This window comes from Paractinoplanes maris (assembly GCF_023544465.1).
In the GTDB taxonomy this organism is placed as follows: Bacteria; Actinomycetota; Actinomycetes; order Mycobacteriales; family Micromonosporaceae; genus Actinoplanes; species Actinoplanes maris.
Genome location: NZ_JALPVL010000014.1, coordinates 181907 through 201903, shown reverse-complemented (window position 1 = coordinate 201903; position 19997 = coordinate 181907). Strand labels below are relative to the sequence as shown.

18 protein-coding genes are annotated in these 19997 nt (G+C 72.6%); 13 read left to right on the top strand and 5 right to left on the bottom strand.

The genetic code is table 11. The features are described from left to right. Positions 1 to 28 precede the first annotated feature (28 nt). Positions 29 to 1096, top strand: a complete 1068-nt coding sequence (pgfA, locus tag NAG42_RS35770; RefSeq protein ID WP_250036505.1) for a cell envelope lipid trafficking protein PgfA — start codon at positions 29 to 31, stop codon at positions 1094 to 1096. Positions 1097 to 1155: 59 nt separating this feature from the next. Here pgfA and NAG42_RS35765 read toward each other — a convergent pair whose 3' ends face one another. From NAG42_RS35765 to NAG42_RS35755, 3 genes are all read right to left on the bottom strand, one after another. Further along, complete coding sequence (locus NAG42_RS35765) at positions 1156 to 2178, bottom strand: SMP-30/gluconolactonase/LRE family protein (RefSeq protein WP_250036504.1); 1023 nt, start codon at positions 2176 to 2178, stop codon at positions 1156 to 1158. Between the two features lie 28 nt (positions 2179 to 2206). Beyond that, positions 2207 to 2938 (bottom strand): hypothetical protein, encoded by a 732-nt coding sequence (locus tag NAG42_RS35760; protein ID WP_250036503.1) that lies wholly within the window; start codon positions 2936 to 2938, stop codon positions 2207 to 2209. 83 nt (positions 2939 to 3021) lie between these two features. Further along, positions 3022 to 3453: a hypothetical protein gene (locus NAG42_RS35755; RefSeq protein WP_250036501.1), complete on the bottom strand. Its 432-nt coding sequence runs from the start codon at positions 3451 to 3453 to the stop codon at positions 3022 to 3024. A gap of 124 nt (positions 3454 to 3577) precedes the next feature. Here NAG42_RS35755 and NAG42_RS35750 point away from each other — a divergent pair, with 124 nt between their 5' ends. Then, positions 3578 to 3877 (top strand): hypothetical protein, encoded by a 300-nt coding sequence (locus NAG42_RS35750; RefSeq protein ID WP_250036500.1) that lies wholly within the window; start codon positions 3578 to 3580, stop codon positions 3875 to 3877. A gap of 51 nt (positions 3878 to 3928) precedes the next feature. Here the strand turns inward: NAG42_RS35750 and NAG42_RS35745 are convergent, their stop codons facing one another. Together NAG42_RS35745 and NAG42_RS35740 are read right to left on the bottom strand one after the other, a co-directional pair. Beyond that, positions 3929 to 5278: a glycoside hydrolase family 6 protein gene (locus NAG42_RS35745; protein ID WP_250036498.1), complete on the bottom strand. Its 1350-nt coding sequence runs from the start codon at positions 5276 to 5278 to the stop codon at positions 3929 to 3931. After that, positions 5242 to 5784: a hypothetical protein gene (locus NAG42_RS35740; RefSeq protein WP_250036497.1), complete on the bottom strand. Its 543-nt coding sequence runs from the start codon at positions 5782 to 5784 to the stop codon at positions 5242 to 5244. The genes NAG42_RS35745 and NAG42_RS35740 overlap by 37 nt, the downstream gene beginning before the upstream one ends. Positions 5785 to 5903: 119 nt before the next feature. Between NAG42_RS35740 and NAG42_RS35735 the strand changes: the two genes are divergently transcribed. The 11 genes from NAG42_RS35735 (at position 5904) to NAG42_RS35685 (ending at position 19886) form a co-directional block, all read left to right on the top strand. Further along, positions 5904 to 8942: an AfsR/SARP family transcriptional regulator gene (locus tag NAG42_RS35735; RefSeq protein WP_250036495.1), complete on the top strand. Its 3039-nt coding sequence runs from the start codon at positions 5904 to 5906 to the stop codon at positions 8940 to 8942. An 86-nt stretch (positions 8943 to 9028) separates the two neighbouring features. Continuing rightward, positions 9029 to 9280, top strand: coding sequence for a DUF4242 domain-containing protein (locus NAG42_RS35730; RefSeq protein WP_250036494.1), 252 nt, complete (start codon positions 9029 to 9031; stop codon positions 9278 to 9280). A 13-nt stretch (positions 9281 to 9293) separates the two neighbouring features. Continuing rightward, a complete protein-coding gene (locus tag NAG42_RS35725) occupies positions 9294 to 11042 on the top strand; it encodes an AfsR/SARP family transcriptional regulator (protein WP_250036493.1) in 1749 nt (582 codons plus the stop codon). Positions 11043 to 11166: 124 nt separating this feature from the next. Next, positions 11167 to 12714 (top strand): LPXTG cell wall anchor domain-containing protein, encoded by a 1548-nt coding sequence (locus NAG42_RS35720; protein ID WP_250036491.1) that lies wholly within the window; start codon positions 11167 to 11169, stop codon positions 12712 to 12714. Positions 12715 to 12823: 109 nt separating this feature from the next. Next, positions 12824 to 13750, top strand: a complete 927-nt coding sequence (locus NAG42_RS35715) for a hypothetical protein (RefSeq protein ID WP_250036490.1) — start codon at positions 12824 to 12826, stop codon at positions 13748 to 13750. Between the two features lie 34 nt (positions 13751 to 13784). Then, on the top strand, positions 13785 to 14960 hold the full coding sequence (locus NAG42_RS35710) for a lycopene cyclase family protein (RefSeq protein ID WP_250036488.1): 1176 nt from the start codon (positions 13785 to 13787) through the stop codon (positions 14958 to 14960). A 32-nt stretch (positions 14961 to 14992) separates the two neighbouring features. Further along, a complete protein-coding gene (locus NAG42_RS35705) occupies positions 14993 to 15685 on the top strand; it encodes a hypothetical protein (protein ID WP_250036486.1) in 693 nt (230 codons plus the stop codon). Next, a complete protein-coding gene (locus NAG42_RS35700) occupies positions 15682 to 16038 on the top strand; it encodes a transcriptional regulator (RefSeq protein WP_250036484.1) in 357 nt (118 codons plus the stop codon). Before NAG42_RS35705 ends, NAG42_RS35700 begins: the two co-directional genes overlap by 4 nt. 74 nt (positions 16039 to 16112) lie before the next feature. Then, positions 16113 to 16283 (top strand): hypothetical protein, encoded by a 171-nt coding sequence (locus NAG42_RS35695; RefSeq protein WP_250036482.1) that lies wholly within the window; start codon positions 16113 to 16115, stop codon positions 16281 to 16283. Positions 16284 to 16411: 128 nt separating this feature from the next. Further along, on the top strand, positions 16412 to 17344 hold the full coding sequence (locus NAG42_RS35690) for an NADP-dependent oxidoreductase (protein WP_250036481.1): 933 nt from the start codon (positions 16412 to 16414) through the stop codon (positions 17342 to 17344). A gap of 778 nt (positions 17345 to 18122) precedes the next feature. Further along, a complete protein-coding gene (locus tag NAG42_RS35685) occupies positions 18123 to 19886 on the top strand; it encodes an AfsR/SARP family transcriptional regulator (protein ID WP_250036479.1) in 1764 nt (587 codons plus the stop codon). The last annotated feature ends 111 nt before the right edge of the window (positions 19887 to 19997 follow it).

Below are 19997 nucleotides of genomic sequence, written 5' to 3'. Positions count from 1 at the left end.
CGTCCTTTCCCCATTTCGTGGAGGCACCATGAGGTCCCGCGTCCTCGGCGCCGTGCTGTTCGGTCTCGGCGTGCTGGCGTTGGTTTTCGCCGGCGGCCTGGCCTACATCGTGGCGCCCACAGTGGAGCAGTTGCCGTACGACCTGGAGCCCACCCAGTCGGTCGCCACGGCCCCCAACGCCCGCTTCCTGCAGATCACCACCGGCAAGGCCGAGGTCGTCGAGGGTGTCGAACTGCGCTCGACGATCACCGTGACGCCGGATGCCAAGGCCACCGCCGCTCTCGAGAAGCCGCTCGACGGCGAGGCGGTCGTCTGGCTCGTCGGCCAGCAGGTCGTCCGCACCGACACCAACGCTCTGATCAGCGCCTACAGCACGTCCCTGGCTCTCGACCGGGAGTCCGCCGCGGCCCAGCAGTTCAACAAGTCGTGGCTCGACACGGGCAACAACCAGGAGACGGTCAACTACTCGGGCCAGATCTACAAGTTCCCCTTCGGCACCGAGAAGAAGGACTACGAGATCTTCGACCGGGACATCCTGGCCGCCCGGCCGGCCAAGTTCGTCAAGACCGAGCAGATCGAGGGCCTGGAGACCTACCAGTTCACCCAGGAGATCAGCGACGAGATCCAGGAGCTCCCGGCCGACCGGCTCGCGGCGATCACCTCGCAGCTGCTCAAGGGTGAGCCCGGCAAGGTCCACTACAGCAACACCCGTACGGTCTGGGTCGAGCCCGCCACCGGCCAGTTCATCAAGGTCCAGGAGCACCAGGTCAAGAACCTGGTCGCCGACAGCGGCCAGTCCGTGTCGATCCTCGACGCGACCTTCACCTACACCGACGACACCATCAAGAGTGCCGCCGACACCTCCGCCGACAACCGCCAGAAGCTCCAGCTCGTCGGCCTCTGGGGCCCGATCGGCCTGGCTGTCCTCGGCGCCATCCTGATCATCGCCGCGCTCTACCTGCTCAACCGCCGCCCGGCCACCGCCGGCGCAACCGCCCCGCGCCACAACGCCCGCCACTCGGCGTCCGGCAGCGACGACACGACGGTCGATACCGCCAAGACGGCGGACGACGCCCCCACCCACAAGGTGGAATGACGCGACTCCGGCGGTGCCGGTCCGGGCTTGCGCCCGGACCGGCGCCGCGGAAAAGTGTTTCAGGACAACGAGATCCGGGCGATAGCCTTCTCGGTGAGGCTGCCGAGCCAGAGGGTGTCGCCGTGCTGACGGACGCCGGTGGCCATGACGTAGCGGCCGGCCGGTCCATGCAGTGCCCGCAGCACGGTGCCGTCGCCGTCGACCTGAGCCGCGATGGTGTAGGGCAGCGGTTGAGGTTGCAGGCGCGTCGGCAGCACGGCCGCGACGCGCCGCAGGACGGGATGCGGCAGCAGTCTTTCGGCGAGCGCGACCCGGGGGCTGGCCAGGGCGATCCAATAGGTGCCGTCCCCGGCTGACGACATGTTGTCGGGGTAGGCGGGCAGGTCGTCGAGGACGCGGACCGCACCGTCGGGAAGCGACAGCCGCACCAGGCGGTGCGACACGGTCTCGCAGAGGAGCAGGGCGTCCTCGGCCGGGGTGAGCGCGATCCCGTTGGGGAAGTGGAAACCCTCGGCCACCACGTCGGTGCGCCCCGACCCCGGATCGTAGGCCAGAACCCGTCCGTTGGGCCGATGCTCCAGCAGGTCGCGCCGCCAGTGCGAGACCGGGAACCGGGTCGAGCTGTCGGTGAAATACACCGTGCCGTCGCGAGCCACGGCGGCGTTGTTGCACAACAGGATCCGCCGGCCGGCGACCCGGTGCGCGAGATCGGTGATCGTGCCGTCGGCAGTCAGCCGCAGCAGGCCGCGGTAGGCGTCGCACACGATCAGGCTGCCGTCGCGGGGGTCGATCTCGAGGCCCAGCGGCCGGCCCCCGGTGTCGGCGATCAGATCCGGTACGGCGCCGGCGTGCGCGTCCGGCCTCCAGCGCCAGATGTGTCCTTCGTGGGTGCCCGAGTAGATGTGGCCGTCCGGGCTGACGACGACGTCCTCCGGGCCGTGCCCGTGCGGCAGCGGCAGGAGCTCGAGGTCGTCGAGGCGGGTGTCGGCTGGAGCCCACACCCCGGTCAGCGGCGGCGGAGTGGTGGCGGGCAGTTTCACCGGCCGGATGAGCCAGGGCGCGGGCGGGCGGGGAATCGGCATATCGCTATCTTCGCCCCTGAGGGAGGCCTCAGCCGCGCCACGCTCTGATGGCCTCACCGGCGTCGCGGACGAACGTGCTGACGAGCTCGGGGTCGCTGCTGCTGCGCTCGTACTCGCTGTCGTAGAGGATCGTCACGACCGAGCCGAACCGCAGGAGCACGATCCGGTTCGTCTGCTCGCCGCCGGTCGGGTCGCCGGGCAGATCGAGTTGCGGCTGGACCAGGTCGATGGTCAGTGCCTCGTCGGCCGCGCCGGAGAGCGGCTTCGTCCGTACTTTGATCGTGGTCTCGCCGTTGCGGAAGGACTTGCAGGCGGCCAGGCCGTCGCGGGCCCGGTCCAGGAACCCGGTCGCGCTGTCGCCGTCGTACGACCTGATCGTCTGATAGAGCACCCCCTGCGGCACCGAGCCTTCGGGAGCGTCCGGCCCCTGATAGAGGTTCATCATGGCCGCGCTGGCCACCACGCCCTCCCCGGCCGCCAGCTCCCGGTCGCACAGCTTCGGCACCGCCGCGGAGCCCTCGGCCGCCCGGCGCTCCCGTCGCATGTCCTCGGGCATCGTGAGGAACGCCGACGCGGGAATCGTGCGCGCCGCGCCGGATGACCCGGACGGTGCGCTTCCGGCCGCCGTCGTCGCCGACGGCAATGTTGTCGCCGGGCCCGAGGGCGAGGTCGGGCTACCGGCGCCGCCGGCACAGCCGGCCACGGCGCTCAGGGCGACGACCATGACGGGCAGCGTGCGGCGGAGCGATCGGTTGGCCATGGGGATCTCCTCCGGTGTGGTCGGCCGCGCTGACGGGGGCTGGCGTGCCGGGCAGTGCCCGGCACGCGAGGATGGGAAACGGATCAGCGCCAGACGCGGTAACGGACGGTCTGCGGCTGCGGCTCGAGGTAGTCGATCGCGTAGATCACGCGGAACGAGGTTCCGGCCGGGACGCCGGTGGCGAGCACCGTTCGCTTGCCGGCCGGGATCGAGCACGCCCGCACCGGCTCGGTGTAGGTGGGATCGCGCCCGTCGGCCGACAGCAGAGCCACCAGGAACGTCTGGCACCGGTCGGCGGGCCGGGCGACGTCACGGATGTTCGAGACCGAGATGGTGGTGCAGCCCGGGTTGTTGTCGGCGATCGGCATCGAGGCGATGCGGCCGCCGGCGTAGAAGTCGGCTTGGGGCCGGATCGAGGTGCACCGTGGGGTGCTTGCGGTGGCGGCGGCGGCGGGCGAAACCGTGATCGCACCCAGGGCCGCGGCGGCCGTGATGACACAGGCAATTTTCTTCATGGCGTCACCGTGCACCAGCGATCACTCAAAGTGATCGGATCATGTACGGGCTGGCACGTTGCCGGGAGACAACACCGGTGCCCTCGGTGCGGGCCGCGGTGGCCGGTGCTGAATCATCATCGGTATGGCAGTGATGGTGGAGATCCACTTTCCGGTGACCGCTGAGGACGAGTGGGTCGACGATGTCGGTGACTTCCTGATCGACCTGGAGGAGGAGCTCGGCTTCGAGGAGTACGAGGACGGCGAGGAGTTCGGTGACGACTACATCTTCTTCCTCGCCGGCGCCAGCGAGAGGACGTTGCTCAAGGCGGCGTCCCGGGTGGCGACGCGGGAGGGCGTGCCGCCGGGCGCTTACGCCATGGTGACCGACACCGCGGCTCCCAAGATCGGCATGGGCCGTCGGGTGAGCCTGCCGGTGCGGTGACCGGGCGGCCCGGTGGCCTGCTCGCCACCGGGCCGCCGCTTCACTGAGCTGTTACGCCGTGCAGGTGAGGCCGGGCGTGCCGGCCGCGCCCGAGGCGATGAAGCCGAACTCGGCGGTCGCGCCGGGCTGCAGCGAGCCGTTCCAGGCGGCGTTGCGCACGGTGGCCGTCGAACCGTTCACGGTCAGGGTGCCGCCCCAGACCTGGTTCACCGTCTGGCCGGCGGCCAGGGTCCAGGAAACCGACCAGGCGCTGACCGCGCTGCCGCCGGCCTTGACCGTGATCTGGCCCTGGAAGCCGCCCTGCCACGAGCTCGACGTCACGTAGGTCGCGCCGCACGCACCGGCCGGCGGAGGCGTCGTCGGCGGCGTGGTCGGTGGCGTGGTCGGTGGGGTGGTCGGCCCGGATGTGGGTGGGGTGGTGGGCGGGGCCGGGGCGCCGGTGGCCAGGCTGGCGGCCAGGTCGGGCTGGAACGAACCGGCCGCGTACCGGCAGCCATCGGCCTCGCCGGGCGGCTTGATCCAGAGGTACGCGTCGATGTTGGCGTCGCCGGTGTCGAGCGTCGGGTAGCGCCCGATCCGCCGGTCGGTGTTGTCGTCGCCGCACCAGTCGCCGGCCGCGCCGCCGTTGCGGCTGGTGTCGATGACCTGACGCTTGCCGGTGATGCCCCGGCCGGACAGCGCGCTCAGCACCGACCGGCCGAACGCGGCCTCGCCGGCGGTGGACTGGAAGTTCGAGGCGTTGGTGTAGAAGCCGTCGCCGTCGGCCACGCCCGCGTTGGCCAGACGGTTGGCCTGCTCGGACCCGCTGTTCCAGGCCGAGTGCCCGCCGTCCAGATAGACCTTGGCCCCGGCGGCCTTGAGCGTCCGGGTCGCGGTGGCCAGGGCCTGGTTGCGAGCGGTGATCTCGCTGCTGCTCAGGCAGGTCTGCAGGGCGATCGAGTCGGGCTCGAGCAGGATCAGCGTGGTGCGGCCGGCCAGTCCGCGGGCGATCCCGGAGACCCAGGTCTGATACTGGGTCAGGTCGGGGGCGCCGCCCGCGCTGGCGCCGCCGCAGTCGCGGTTGGGGATGCCGTAGACGGTCAGCGCGGGCACCCGCCCGGCGCCGGCCGCCGCACCGACGTACGCCGAGACCTCGGACTGGACGGTGCTCAGGTTGAAGTTCGACAGCCAGCGGGTGGCGGGCTGACTGGCGATCCGGGAGCTGATCAGCGCCGTACGGGAATCGCCGGGGTTGGCGGCCACCCAGCGGGCGACGGCGGTGTCGGGGTCACGATAGAGGGTGCCGGAGAGCGTGCCGGCCGAGGCGGTGCCGGCGACGAGCCCGACGCCGGCCGTGGCGCACGCGACCGCGGCGGCGACGAGGGTCAGCCGTCGCGAGCGCCGAGAGACAGAGGGGGACAAGGTGCTTCCTTCCGACGGGGACTTTCGGGTATGGGAGCGCTCCCGAAAGGTAACCCGGCAGCTGGGAGTGAGCAACCAAGAGGCCGTGATCGATCCGTAAGGCGGGAAATGTCGTCCGCGCGCAGGGCGAGGAGCAGGTCGTCGATGCCGTCGATGATGGCGCTGATCTGCTCCTCGTGCGGCTCCGGGACGGACCCGGGCGTGGTCATCGCGACCGGGGCCGAGCCGAGGGCGGCACGGTCGAGCGCGAACCGGGTGACGCAGTCGGCGATGCTGCGGTGGAGCTGCTCGGACTCCTGGGTCAGGCGGATCTGGTCGGCCCGGTGGTGGCGGCGTCCGATCAGGAGGGCCGCGACGGTGGACCAGCCGAGCAGGTGCAGGCTGAGCCAGGTCAGCGGCCGGCCCAGCGCCGGATGCCCGGTGGCCAGCGGCACGAGCAGGGAGAGCAGCGCGCCCGCGGCGACGATCGGGCCGAGCGGGGCGAACCGATGGGCGGACCGTCGCACGAGCACCTCCCGGGTCGGGATCGTCGGAACTCCTTCACGATGCGGTGGGCCGGGCACCGGCTGAGCACGAAGTGGGCACGGGGTGGGCACGGGACGCGGGCGATCGCGACAATGCAGCGGTGACAGTCAGCGCTCCGGTGAGGTTCGGCATCCTCGGTCCGACCCTGGCCCGGTCCGGCGACGGCCGGGTGGTGCCGATCGGCGGCCCGCGGCTGCGCGCGCTGTTCGCCCTGCTGCTGGCCGGCGCCGGTCAGGCCGTCACGGTCGAGCGGCTCATCGACGGCGTCTATGGGGACCAGCCGCCGGACGGTGCCGTCAACGCGCTGCGGTCACAGGTGGCCCGGCTGCGCGGGCTGGTCGGCGACGCCGTCGCGTCCGACCCGGTCGGCTACCGCTTCGGTGGCGACCCCGACGAGGTCGACGTCCACCGGTTCGTGCGGCTGGCCCGGGCCGGGCGAGCCGCCCTGGACGCGGGCGACCACACCCGGGCCGCGGCGGTGCTGCGCGAGGCCCTGGACCTGTGGCGCGGGCCGGCCCTGGCCGATGTCGGTGCCGCCTCGTTCGCCGGGCCGCTCATCGTCCGGCTGCAGGAGATGCGGGTCGCCGCGCTGGAGGACCGGATCGAGGCCGACCTGCGGTGCGGCGGCGCCGGGCGGCTGGTGGCCGAGCTGCGAGAGCTGGTGGCCGAGCATCCGCTGCGCGAGCGGCTGCAGGCCCAGCTGATCAGCGCGCTGGCCCGGGCCGGCCGTCCGGCCGAGGCGCTGGCCGCCTATGCCGACGCGCGACGGATCCTGGCCGACGAGCTCGGCGCCGACCCCTCGCCGATGCTGACCGATGCCTACTTGGCGGTGCTGCGCGGGCAGGCGCCGGACGCCCGCCCCCGCCCGTCGTCCACCGTGGAGATCCGGCCGCCGGCCCCGAGGACGCTGCCGGCCACGGTTGCCGACTTCACCGGACGCGATGCCGACCTGACGGCGATCCGGCTCGCCCTGGGTGAAGGCGGCGGTGGCCGGCTGGCCGTGCCGATCGTCGCCATCGCCGGCCGGGCCGGGATGGGCAAGACGACGCTCGCGGTGCACGCCGCGCACGAGCTGGCCGACCGGTTCCCCGACGGGCAGCTCTTCGCCGGCCTGCACGCCGGTGGCCCGCGCCCGGTCGAGGCGGGGGCGATCCTCGAGCGCTTTCTGCGCCTGCTCGGGGTGCACGGCGGCGACATCCCCGGCGGCACCGACGAGCGGGCGGGGCTGTTCCGCGCCTTGCTGGCCGACCGGCGGGTGCTGATCGTGCTCGACGACGTGGGCCGCGAGCAGGACGTGCTGCCGCTGCTGCCGGGCAGCACGTCGTGCGCGGTGCTGGTCACCAGCCGGCGCCGGCTGGCCGGGCTGGCCGCGGCCACCGTCGTCGACCTGGGCCGGTTCTCGCCCGAGCAGTCGCTGGAACTGCTGGGCCGGGTGGTCGGCGGCGACCGGGTCGGTCAGGAGGCGGCGGTCGCCCGGACCCTGGCCGAGCAGTGCGGCTATCTGCCGCTGGCGCTGCGCATCGCCGGGGCGCGGCTGGCCCTGAGGCCGCACTGGACCGTACGGCAGATGGCCGTCCGCCTGGTCGACGAGGAGCGCCGGCTGGACGAGCTGGTCCACGGCGGGATGGCGATCCGGGCCAGCATCAGCCTCAACCACGACGCGCTCAGCGACCCGGCCCGCCGGCTGTTCCGGTTGCTGGCGATCTCGGACGCCCATGTCTTCTCCGGCTGGACCGCGGCGGCGCTGCTCGGCACCTCGATCGACCCGGCCCAGGAGCCGCTGGACGAGCTGGTCGACGCTCAACTCGTTCAGCCGATCCTCCCGGCGCGCGGCCTGCTCACCCACTATCGGTTCCACGATCTGGTGCGGGGTTTCGCCCGGCAGCGGCTGGCCGCCGACGAGCCGCCGGGTGAGGCCGATACGGCTCTGCGGCGCATGCTGGACGCGGTGCTGGCGCTGACCCGGGCCGCCACCGGGCCGGAGATGGCGGCCGGCGTGCTGTCCGACCCTGGCCGGACGCCGGCCTGGTCACCACCGCCGATGCTCCTCGACGCGGTGACCGCCGATCCGATGGCCTGGCTGGAGCAGGAGCGCCCGGTCCTGGTGGCCGCGGTGCACCAGGCGGCGCGGGCCGATCGGTCCGAGCTGTGCCACGACCTGGCCAAGGCCGTCCAGCCGTTCCTGAGCCTGCGGGCCTATCACGACGACGCCCACGCCGTGCTGACCGTCGCGCTCGACACCGCCCGGCGCACCGGCGACCGGCGGGGCGAGGCCGTCATGCTGTTCGCCCTGCGCACCGATGTGGCCGATGTTCCCGACCCGGACAGCGCGCTGCGGGACCTGACCCGGGCCGAAACCCTGTTCCGGGAGCTCGACGACCGGCCGGGGGTGGCCGTGGCGGTGCGGGCGCAGGGCTTCGTGGCGTATCTGCACGGCCGGACCACCACCGCCATGCGGTTGTTCTCCCGGGCCCTCGAGATGACCCGCGCGCTGCAGCACGACGGTGAGGTCGCCTACATCCTGCAGATCCTGGCCTCGATCCACCGGCTGCACGGGGAGCCCGGCACAGCGCTGCGGTTGCTGGCCGAGGCGATCGGCTTCGCCCGGGCCAGCAACAAGCCCCGGGTGGTGGCCCAGGTGCTCTACCGCACCGGTCAGGCCCAGCTGGAGACCGGTGACCGCGAATCGGCGGGCGTCGTGCTCCGGGAGGCCCTCGCCGTCGCCCACGCGGCCGGTGACGCCGGCGGGGAGGCGCACATCCTGGTCGAACAGGCTCGGGCCGAGCTGCTGCACGGGGCGCCGGATGCCGCGAGCGCGCTGCTGGAAGTCGCCCGGGAGCGTGCCGCGGCGGCCCGCGACGCGCTCGCCGAAGGCCATGCGCTGACCGTGGAGGCCGAACTGGCGACCCTCCGGGACGACCACGAGCGGGCGGCCGAGGCGCTGCGGCCGGCGGCCGGGAAGTTCCGGGCGGTCGGCAGCCTGGTGCATGAGGCTTACGCGCTGATCTCGCTCGGCGAGGCCCAGCAGGCCCTCGGGGACGAAGCGGGCGCTGCCGCCAGCCGGGTGCGGGCGACGCGGCTCATCGACCGCACCGAGCCCACCATCGGCGTACGGCTGCGAAGTCGCCTGGGACCTTGAGGCGTCAAACGCCGCGTCAAACAGGGGCGCTGTCTGCTGACTGCTGAGCCCGGGATCGCCCGGGACGCCGCAGTCAGGAGCAGGAAATGCCCGTTTACATGGATGTCCACAATGTCGAGGGTGGCGTGGCGGCGAGCGACGTCGCCGCCGCGCACCAGGCCGATCTGGCCACCCAGGGTCCTCATGGGGTCAACTACTTGAAGTACTGGGTGGACGAGGAGGCCGGGAAGATCTTCTGCCTCGTCGAGGCGCCCGACGCGGAAGCGGCCAACACCGTGCACCGCGAGGCCCACGGTCTGGTCGCCGACGAGATCTATCCGATCAGCGCCCAGGGCTGAGAGAGGAGGACCGGTGGATCTCACGGTGCACCTGCTCGGCTCCCCGTGGGTCGACCGGTCCGACGGCCTGTCCTATCAGGTCCGCAGCCGCAAGAGCTGGGCCCTGCTGGCCTGTCTCGTGCTCAGTGAACGACCCCAGGCCCGCAGCCGGTTGGCCGGTCTCCTCTACGCCGAGGCCGACGACCCGCTGCGGGCCCTGCGCTGGGGGCTGGCCGAGATCCGCCGCTGCCTGGGCGTGGAGGTCGACGGCGACCCGGTCGTCCTGCGCCTCCCGCCCGGCGCGGTGGTCGACGTCGACGTTCTCCGCCACGGCTCGTGGACGGCCGCGGTCGACCTGCCGGGCCTGGGCGCGGACCTGCTCGACGGCATCGCGGTCCGGGGCTCGGCCGCGTTCGAGTCGTGGCTGCTCTCGGAGCGGCGCCGGATCGCCGCCGCGGCCGAGGCGATCCTGCACGAGGCGGCGCTGGGGCGGCTGGCCGCGGGCGACCTCGAGGCGGCTCGCACGCTCGCGGTGCGGGCGGCCGGGATGAACCCGCTCGACGAGAACCACCAGGCCCTGGTGATCCGCCTGTACCGGCTGGCCGGCGACGACCGGGCGGCCGAGAAGCAGTACGCGGCGGTCACCGGGCTGTTCGCGAAGGAACTCGGCGTCCGGCCGGGCATCGCCGTGGAGACGGCGATGCGCGAGTCCCGCCAGGAGCGTGACGTCGTCGCCGACGACGCCTCGCTCGAGGCGATCGCCGAGTCCGGGGCGGCGGCGGTCGCCGCGGGGTCGGTCGAGTCCGGCGTACGGTCGCTGCGGACCGCCGTCCGGCTGGCCGACCGGGCGGGGTCGGACCGGTGGCGGCTCGCGGCCCGGCTCCGGCTGGCCGAGGCGCTGATCCATTCGCTGCGCGGCCTGGACGAGGAGGGCCTGGCCACCTTGCACGAGGCCGACCGCATCGCCTGCGCCACCGGCGATCGGGCGGCGGCGGCGCGGGCCCGGGCCGAGATCGGGTACGTCGACTTCCTGCGCGCCCGCTACGACCGCGCCGAACGATGGCTGACCGACGCGCTGGCCGTCGCCGGTGGCTCGCCCGCGATCACCGCCCGGGTGAGCACCTACCTCGGCTCGGTCCAGAGCGATCGCGCGTTCTATCCGCGGGCCAGAGCCCACCTCGACCGGGCGATCGGGCTGGCCGGCGACGCGCGCACCGAGGCGTACGCCCTGTCCATGCTGGGCCGGGTGCATCTGCTCACCGGCGAGCTGACCCCGGCCGCCGCGCGGCTCGACGAGTCGATCCGGGTCGCCGAGCGCGACCACTGGCTGGCGTTCCTGCCGTGGCCGCAGGCTCTGCGGGGCGAGGTCCACCTGGCCTCGGCCGACCCGGGCGCCGCCGCCCGCGTCCTCCAGCAGGCCTTCGCCCGCGCCTGCCAGATCGGCGACCCGTGCTGGGAGGGGATGGCCGCCCGATCTCTGGCGCTCGTCGCCGAGGCGGCGGGGGACACCGGCCGGGCCTTCGACCTGCTGGCCGACGCCCGCACCCGGTCGAACCGGCTGGCCGACCCGTATGTCTGGCTCGACGCGCACATTCTCGCCACCCAGTGCGAGCTCGGCCACCGGCACGGGCACCCCGGCACCGGGGTCTGGGCCGACGCTTTGCGGCGCCTGGCGTCGCGCACCGGGATGCGCGAGATGACCGTCCGCGCCCTGCGGCACAGCGACCGGCCCGGCGACCGGGAGACCGCGGCGTTGCTGGCCGCCGACATCGAAACCAGCTGAGGCGCCAAGATCTCGATCAGGTCACGACGGAACGGAAACGTTCCCACCGGGCAGCGAGCAGATTCGAGGGACATCTATGCTGCGTCGGCTCCAGACCGGAGCAATTCACGGGAGGCCCCTCTACATGTACCGCTCTCTCGGCCGGCGCTTGCCCTTCGGCGCCGCCGCTGTCGCTGCCGCGGCGTTCGCCTTCGCCGCCCCCGCATCCGCTGCCGCCCCCTCCGTCGAGGTTGTGCTGTCCGACGTCACCGTCGCGGCCGGCGCCGACATCGTGGTCTCGCCGATCCTGTACGCCAACCAGGACACGACGTTCAGCAACGCCACGATGACCTTCGAGCTCTCCGGCGACCTGGGTGGCGCCCAGCTCAAGAACGGCGAGTTCGGCGACTGCGAGCAGGCCGGCCCGGCCAAGCTCACCTGCACCATGCCGTACGAGTTCGAGCTCGGCCCGGACGGTGCGGCCGGTTACTTCGAGGCGCTGCTGGCCGCGCCGAAGTCCGCGCTGGGCAAGACCGGCAAGCTCACCACGGTCCTCACCGCCGACGGGCTCGAGACGATCACCTCGTCGGCCGGCGTGACCGTCGCCGAGGGGGTCGACCTCGCGGCCGGCAAGGGGGCGAAGGTCAGCGTCAAGCTCGGCGCCGGCTTCGACGCCAAGCTGCAGGTGCGCAACACCGGCGACAAGGTCGTGCACGGTGTGGCGATCAGCTTCAACACCGACTACGCCTTCACCTCACCCAAGCAGTTCTCGAACTGCTGGTACGGCGACGGTCAGGTCAACGCCTGCGTGTTCGACCAGGATCTGCAGCCGGGCGCGACCTACCAGACCACCCTGCCGTACAAGCTGCGGGCGGGCACGGCCGCGCCGGGCGGCGCCTACGGCGAGTTCCAGTGGCTGACCGGCGACGACTTCCAGGAGCGGCTCAAGTTCCTGGCCGACAACGGATACGAGGGCCCGGGGGCCAAAGGCAAGGGCGGCGCGCTCGGGCTGACCGCGCTGACGACGCTGCGGGCCGCGCAGCAGACCGACATCGACCTGGACAACAACTGGCAGAACCTGGAAGTCCGCGTCCTCGGCAAGCAGGGCACCGACTTCGTCGCGGTCGGCGCGACCGCCCAGGGCGCCGAGGGCGACACGGTGTCGCTGCCGGTCGGCACCCGCAACAACGGTCCGGCCACGGTGGACTCGAGCCGCTCGGGCGCGAACGCGGCCACGGTCATCGTCACCATCCCGGCCAAGACCAAGGTCGTCACCGTGCCCAAGGGCTGCGCCAAGGCCGAGGACGACAGCGTCAAGACAAACCCCAAGGCCGTGCAGTACGTCTGCTACAGCGCTTCGCTGTTCCCGGCCAAGACGACTGTGCTGTGGAAGTTCGACGTCCAGCTGACCGCCGACGTCACCAACGCCAAGGGGCTCGTCGAGGTCAACCCGCCGTGCCAGTGCGAGCGGTTCAACAAGGACACCAACAAGAAGAACGACGCCGCGGCGATCGTCATCAACCCGGTCGCCGGCGCGGGTGACGAGGGCAGCGGCGGCGAGGGCGGCGGCGGTGGCCTGCCGGTCACCGGCACCCAGACCGCGGCGATCGGCGCGGCCGGCGCCGTGCTGGTGCTCGGCGGTGCCCTCGGCTTCGTCCTGATGCGGCGCCGCCGCACCCGCTTCGAGGCCTGATCCAGCGGGCGGTGACCTCCTCTCCCCGGGAGGTCACCGCCTACTTTCGACCCGCGGACCTCACCTTTGGTCGGTAGCCGGCGCCGGTGGCCGCGTGGTCGGGTGAGGCATGACCTGGCGTCCCGTACTCGCGGTGCTGGTCGTGGCGCCGGTCCTGGGCGAGATGCTGTCGACGGCCACGCCTCCGCTCGACCTGCTGCTGCCGTGGAACTTCGCCCTGTTCACCGCGCTCTACGGAAGCGGCGCCCTGCTGTGCCGCGAGGCGGCCCACCGGTGGGGCTCCGGACTGACCGGGTTGCTGTTGCTCGGTGCCGCGTACGGCATCTACGAGGAAGCCCTGGTCGATCGTTTCTGGTTCGACCCCGCCTACGCCAGCGACACCGGTGTCGGCGACTACGCCCGGGCCGGCGAGACCAGCCTGTTGCTGGCCACGCACCTCACCGCCTTCCACGCCGCGGTGAGCGTCGGCGCCACCGTCCTGATCGTCGAGTGGCTCTTCCCCGGCGATCGTGATCGAGCCTGGGTCCGGCCGTGGGCTCTGATCGTGCCCGCCGTCGCGATGCTCGGCGCGCTGTTCGTCACCTACGAGGAGTTCGTGCGGCCGCCGGTCGGCCCCACGCTCGCGGCCATCGGCATCGCCGTGCTGCTGGTGGCGGCCGCGTGGCTCCACGGTCGCAGGCCGTCCCGCGTCACCCGGGCGCCGGCGCGTCGCCCCCGGCCGCGGGTGCTCGGCGTCGTGGCCTTCGTGTGCACCGGTTCGCACTTCGTCCTGGTCTACGCGGTCCCGTCGACCGGGCTGGCGTGGCCGGCCGGTCTCGCCCTGACCCTGCTCCCGCTGGTGACCGGTGTGCTGATCGTCCGGCGCCTCGCCACGACCGGTGCGCGCGGCCGGGACGGGCTCTGGGTGGTCACCGGGATCCTCGGCTTCTTCCTGACTCTCGACGTGCTGGTCGGGCTCGGCGGCCGCTACGACCTGAGCGTCGGCGCGCTGCTGGTGACAGCGGGTCTGATCTGGCTGCACCGCCGGGCTCGGTGAGCCCGAGCAGGGGTGGGCGTGGGAGGCTGGCCGGGTGAGTTCTGTGGTGGACGTCGACCTGGCGTTGGTGGGGGGAGGCGGCGCCGCGTCTCTGGTGCTGGCCGCTCTCGGTCGCCGGCCGCTGCCGGGCGTACGGGTGGCGATCATCGACCCCGTGCGCAAGCGCGGGCAGGACCGCACGTGGGCGTTCTGGGGCACGCCGGGCAGTGTGCTCGATCCGTTGCTCAGTGCCGGCTGGGACGCGGTCGATGTGATCACCGCCGCCGGCCGCCGGGTGCTGCCGCTGGCACCGTTGCGGTACGCCATGCTTCGCTCGGCACCGCTCTACGAGCTGGCCGGGCGGGCCGAGGAGCATCTCGGCGCGCTCCGGATCACCGCGCCGGCCGGGGATCTGCGCGATGACGGCCACCGCGTCGTCGTCGCCGGGACCGACGGTGTTCCGCTCGTCCGGGCGGCCTGGGTGCTCGACTCCCGGCCCCGGCCACCGCGGCGGCCGGGGCGGACGAACTGGTTGCAGCACTTCCGCGGCTGGTGGCTGGAGGCCGACCGGCCGGTGTTCGACCCGGACCGGGCCGTCCTGATGGATTTCCGGACGCCGCAACCCGCTCAGGGCGTCTCGTTCGGCTACGTCCTGCCCGTCAGCGACCGGTTCGCGCTGGTCGAGTACACCGAGTTCTCCCCGTCCGTGCTGACCGGCGAGGCCTATGACGCCGCGCTGCGGGATTACGCCGCGCTGCTCGGTCTCGACCTGACGACACTGCGGGTGCGTGAGGTCGAGGACGGCGTCATCCCGATGACCGACGGCGTGTTCGACGCCCGGCCGTCGCCGCGGGTGGTGCGGCTCGGCACGGCGGGGGGCGCCACCCGGCCGTCGACCGGGTTCACCTTCTCCGCGATGGTGCGGCAGGCCGAGCAGATCGCCCGGGAGGTCGGGGCGGGCCGGCCTCCGCTGCCGGAGCCGCCGTACCCGGCCCGTCACCGGTGGATGGACGCGGTGCAGTTGCGGGCTCTCGACCGGGGGCTGGTCGACGGGGTGGCCTTCTTCGACCGGTTGTTCGACCGCAATCCGCCCGAGCGGGTGCTGCGCTTCCTCGACGGGGCGACCTCGTGGCGCGAGGATCTGGTGATGATGGGGTCGAGCCCGTTGCTGCCGATGACGCGGGCTGCCGCGGGTGATGCGGTGAGCCGGTTGCATCAGCGTTTGCACTAGCGCCAATTGGTTTGTTGTGGAAACCTAGTGGCATGACCGCTGAATCGGTGCCCGCCGCCGACGATCCGCGCCGGGTGCTGGCCGACCTGCGCGCCCTCACCCGCCGGGTCCGTCTCGACCAGCGGATGACGTGGGCCGCCCTGCTGGTGCTGGCCGTGGCGACGTTCGCCGCGATCCCGTTCGACTGGTTCGGCCTGTGGGTCAACTGCCTGCCCGACGGCGGCTGCCAGTTAGCCCGCCGCGGCATGCTCTATTACTGGCCGTGGGCGATGGTGGCGGCCTACGCGGCCATTGCCGTCTGCTACGTGCGGGCCGCGCGGGCGCGCGGGGTGGGAACCCGGGTGATGCCGTACGTGATCACCGGTGCCGCCTCGACCGTCGTCTTCCCCGCCGCGTGGGTGGCGGTGACCGTGTATTTCGCGAACCACCCGATCCCCGAGGGTCCGCTGCCGTACTGGTATTTCGTGCTCGACCGCCTGGTGATGCCGTGGGGCATGATCGGAGTCACCTTGCTGGTGCTGGCCTGGTTGGAGCGCAATGTCGCACTGCTCTTGTTCACGCTTGCCTACCTGGCCCTCGTGCTGCTGGTGCTGCCGATGAACTTCGGTTTCGGGCCGCCGCACTTCGGGATCCGGGCCGGGATGGCGGTGCCGCAGGTCATCGCCGGCGTCGTGCTGCTGCTGGGTGCGCTCGGCTTCCGGGCGGCCCGCCGGCGACGCCCGTGACCGCCGTGGCCGGCGCCGAGGGCACCGGTGCCGCGCATCCGGTCACCGGGCTCGACGAGGTGGTGCACCAACGCGTACGGCTGGGAATCCTCACCATCACGCACGAGGCGCGCCGCGTCGAGTTCGGCTATCTGCGGACCCAGCTGGAGCTGACCGCCGGCAACCTCTCCAAGCATCTGAGCGTGCTCGAGGAGGCCGGCCTGATCGAGGTGGAGAAGGGGTACGAGGGTAAGCGTGGCCGCACCTGGATCACTCTCACCCCGGCCGGCACCACCGCGCTGACCAACGAGATCGGCCGGCTCAAGCAGCTCATCGCCCGCGTCGAGACCTCCGGCGAGGCGGCGGAGGACTGACTCCGGACCCGGACAACCTGTCCCGGGACAAGTTCGGCCTTCACCCGGCTTCCGGTTCACCCCACGCTTGACCGGTGGAGATCGCCGCGCCGGCCCGGGCGATGCACTTGAGCCTGAGCGAGCGTGACCACCTGTTCGGGCCGGCCAGGCATCCGGCACCGCAGCGGGTCCTCCGGGCGGACCACATCAGCCCGACCAAATTGCGCATCGTCGACCGGTCTTCGGCGCCCAGCCAGTCTCCGTGAGCTACGAGACGCTGCAGCTGCCAGCCGCGGTCCAGCTCACAGCGCAGAGATGTTGCTTCGAACTCGAAGCGATGTATGGTGAGTGAGTGCTTCGAACTCAAAGCATAAACAAGAGAAGAGGAACTCCGATGAAGGCAATGCGTTTCCACGAGTACGGCGACCCGGGTGTCCTGACGTACGAGGACGTCGAGCAGCCCGTCCCCGGGGCCGGCCAGGTCCTGGTCCGGGTCGCCGCGACGTCGTTCAACGGCGTCGACGGCACCATCCGCGAGGGCTTCATGCAGGGGCCGATCCCGGTGAAGCTGCCGCACACCCCGGGCATCGACGTCGCCGGCACCGTCGAGGCGCTGGGTGCGGACGTCGACAACGTCGCGGTCGGTGACCGGGTGGTCGGCTTCCTGCCGATGGCCGAGCCGGGCGCGGCCGCCGAGTACGTTCTCGCGCCGGCCGGCATCCTGGCTCCCGCTCCGACGACCATCCCGCTGGTCGACGCGGCCGCCCTTCCGGTGGTCGGCCTCACCGCGTGGCAGGCGCTCTTCGACCACGCCGGGCTGACGGCCGGCCGGCGCGTGCTGATCAACGGCGCCGGCGGGGGAGTGGGCGGCTATGCCGTGCAGCTGGCCAAGAACGCCGGCGCCTACGTGATCGCGGTGACCGGCCCGAGCAGCAGTGACCGGGTCAAGAGCGCGGGCGCCGACGAGGTCATCGATCACACCGCCACCGCGGTGCCCGCCGCGACGACCTCGGTCGACGTGGTGCTCAACCTGGCCCCGATCGAGCCGGCCCAGCTGGCCTCGCTGCTCACCCTGGTCCGGGCGGGCGGCGTCCTGGTCAACACGACGGTGTGGATGCCCGCGCCGTCCGACGAGCAGCGCGGCGTACGCGGCATCGACCTCTTCGTCCGCAGCGACGCCGGCCAGTTGGCCCGCCTGGTGGCCCTGGTCGATTCCGGTGAACTGCGGGTCGACGTCGCCCAGCGGGTGCCGCTGGCCGAGCTGCCCGCGGTCCACGCCCAGGCCGCCGCGGGCGCGCTGCACGGCAAGACCGTGATCGTCGCCTGACGAAGCCCGCCCACAACCCCTCCGAACTTGAGCTCCCCTGACCAGCACCGGCATCTCCCCGTTCGATCCGCCCGGAACCCCCGCGTACGCCGAGGCGACGGCCTCCTTCCAGCTCGCGGCGACGGTCGACCCGAGTGCCACCGACCGCCCGGATCTGTTCTGGGCGCTACGCGGGGCGGCGGCGGGTTCGGCGTCGTCGTGGAGGCCGAGATCGAGCTGGTGCCCCCTGCACGGCATCGTCACCGGCATGACGGTCTGGGATCCGGCCGAGGCGGCCCGCCTGGCCCCGGTCTGGCAGGCCTGGACCGCCCCGCCCGGGCGTCCCGTGCTTGTTCAGCAGCTGCCACGACTGCTTCAGGCGGTCCCCGCCGACGTGGTCGAAGACCGCGCCCATCCCGCCCGGAGGTCGGGCCGGGACGCCGGACGAAACAGATGGTGCGAGGAATGCATTGACCGACATCACGCTGATGTCGGATTCGAGGAATCGCCCGGGAACCACGGTCCGGCGCTTTTCGCCTGCTGTCGAAGAGTCGTTTCCCCGCCGCCGGAAAGGGATGCGGCAATGCGCGCGATCCGTGACCGGGCCGCCCGGCGCCGGTCGACCGGCCCGCTCGGCGGGCCAGGACGGGGTAGCGGGGCGGGGTCGAGGTGTCTACGGTCTGCTCAAGTTTCAGGTTCGTCGAAACGATCGGCCGTGTCTTCGCGGCGTTTTCGCCCCGTTCGCGCCCGTCCCGGGCCCGGATGGCCGCCGGGGTGGCGTTTCACGGGGGAGGTATGGGTGCGGTATCAGATCCTCGGTCCGCTGCTCGTGGAATACGAGGGGCAGACCCGGCCGGTGACCGGTGGCAAGGTGCGCACCATGCTGGCCGCCTTGCTGTTGCACGCCAACCAGCAGCTGTCAGTGGCCCAGCTGGCTCAGCGGATGTGGCCCGGCGACGCTCCGCACTCCCTGCGCCGCGTGGTGCAGACCAACATCGTACGGCTGCGCCACGAGCTGCCCTGGCCGGGCTCAGTGGTCACCGGACCGGCCGGCTACTCCGTGCTGGTCGAGCCGGGTGACCTCGATGTGCACGTGTTCGACCGGCTGGTCGACGAGGCCGCGACGGCTCCCGGTCTGGACGATCAGGCTCGCCTGCTGCGCGCGGCGCTCGGTCTGTGGCGCGGGCCGGCCTGCGCCGATGTCGCGTCGCCGTGGCTGCACGAGATGGACCTGCCGTCGCTCAACGAGCGCCGGCTGCTCGCCTTGGAGCGGCGCATCGAGGTGGACCTGCTCCTGCACCGCACCGACGGCATCGTTCCCGAGCTGCGCCGGCTGACCGTCGAGCACCCGTTCCGCGAGCGGTTCTGGGTGCAGCTCATGGCCGCGCTCTTCCGGCAGGGGCGGCAGGCCGAGGCACTCAGCGCCTATCAGTCCCTGTCCCACCGGTTCATCGACGAGCTGGGTGTCGAGCCCGGCACCGAGCTGCGCGAGGTCCATCAGCAGATCCTGCGGGGCACCGGCCTGCACCCCCTGCTCGCCGAGGCCACCGCCCCGATCCAGGCCGCGTCCACCCCGGCCGCGGTGCCGCGGACGCTGCCGCCGGCGACGCCGCACTTCGTCGGGCGCGCCGAGGAGTTCGCCACGCTCGACTGGCATCGGGACGAGGCGGCCGCCGTGGTCGTGCTGGACGGCCCGGCCGGCATCGGCAAGTCGGCCCTGGCGGTCCGGTGGCTCCACGACAACGCCGCCGACTATCCCGACGGCCTGCTCCATGTCGACCTGCACGGGTACGCCGACGAGCCACCGCTGGAGGCGTCCGAGGCCCTGGCCGTGCTGCTCGGCGACCTGGGTGTCGCCGCCGCCGACCTGCCGGGCGGGGTGGCGGCGCGATCGCAGCTGTTCCGCACGCTCACCGCGACCCGCCGGATGGCCGTGCTGCTGGACAACGCGCTCGACGCCGATCAGGTGCGCCCGTTGCTGCCCGGCGCGGCCGCCACCGCGATCGTGACCAGCCGCAATCAGCTGCGCGGCCTGGTCGTGCTCGACGGCGCGATCCGGCTGACCGTGCCCCGGCTGGAGCCGGCCGAGGCGGCGTCCCTGCTCGGGCTCAACCCGCGCACCGAGGAGGCGGCCCGGCTGGCCGAGCTGTGCGACCGTACGCCGCTCGCCCTGCGCATCCTGGCCGAGCGGATGGCCCGGATGCCGCACGTGTCACCCGCCTCGTGGATCGCCGCGCTGCTCGACGAGGCCGAGCGGCTGGCCGCCCTCGACGCCGGGGACGGCGCCTCGGGGGACCTGCCACGCTCGTTGTCCTGGTCGTACCGGCGTCTCGATCCCGCCACGGCCGAGCTGATGCGACGGCTGGCCGTGCACACCAGGAAGGCTTTCACGACGGGGTGGGCGGCCGAGGTGGCCATGCTGGACGTCCCCGTCGTCCGCCAGCACCTGGACCATCTGGTCGGCGTGCACCTGCTCGAACAGCTCAACCACGACCAGTACCGGGTGAGCCTGCTGGCCGGGCTCTACGGGCGGCACCGGGCACTGCTCGACCCCGCCCGCTGACCCGGCCGGCGTTCCGGCTTCACTTCGGCTTCACCGCGGTTTCACGGCCCGGGAATGCCGAGAATTCCCCGATCCCCCCGTTGTGCCCGCGACGACGGCGCCAGAAGCTTC

What these genes read in the sequence shown, in the direction of transcription:
- NAG42_RS35715 (WP_250036490.1), top strand. Translation starts at nt 12,824, where the DNA reads ATGACCTGGCGTCCCGTACTCGCGGTGCTGGTCGTGGCGCCGGTCCTG.
- pgfA (WP_250036505.1), top strand. Translation starts at nt 29, where the DNA reads ATGAGGTCCCGCGTCCTCGGCGCCGTGCTGTTCGGTCTCGGCGTGCTG.
- NAG42_RS35755 (WP_250036501.1), bottom strand. Translation starts at nt 3,453, where the DNA reads ATGAAGAAAATTGCCTGTGTCATCACGGCCGCCGCGGCCCTGGGTGCG.
- NAG42_RS35730 (WP_250036494.1), top strand. Translation starts at nt 9,029, where the DNA reads ATGCCCGTTTACATGGATGTCCACAATGTCGAGGGTGGCGTGGCGGCG.
- NAG42_RS35690 (WP_250036481.1), top strand. Translation starts at nt 16,412, where the DNA reads ATGAAGGCAATGCGTTTCCACGAGTACGGCGACCCGGGTGTCCTGACG.
- NAG42_RS35760 (WP_250036503.1), bottom strand. Translation starts at nt 2,938, where the DNA reads ATGGCCAACCGATCGCTCCGCCGCACGCTGCCCGTCATGGTCGTCGCC.
- NAG42_RS35705 (WP_250036486.1), top strand. Translation starts at nt 14,993, where the DNA reads ATGACCGCTGAATCGGTGCCCGCCGCCGACGATCCGCGCCGGGTGCTG.
- NAG42_RS35765 (WP_250036504.1), bottom strand. Translation starts at nt 2,178, where the DNA reads ATGCCGATTCCCCGCCCGCCCGCGCCCTGGCTCATCCGGCCGGTGAAA.
- NAG42_RS35750 (WP_250036500.1), top strand. Translation starts at nt 3,578, where the DNA reads ATGGCAGTGATGGTGGAGATCCACTTTCCGGTGACCGCTGAGGACGAG.
- NAG42_RS35720 (WP_250036491.1), top strand. Translation starts at nt 11,167, where the DNA reads ATGTACCGCTCTCTCGGCCGGCGCTTGCCCTTCGGCGCCGCCGCTGTC.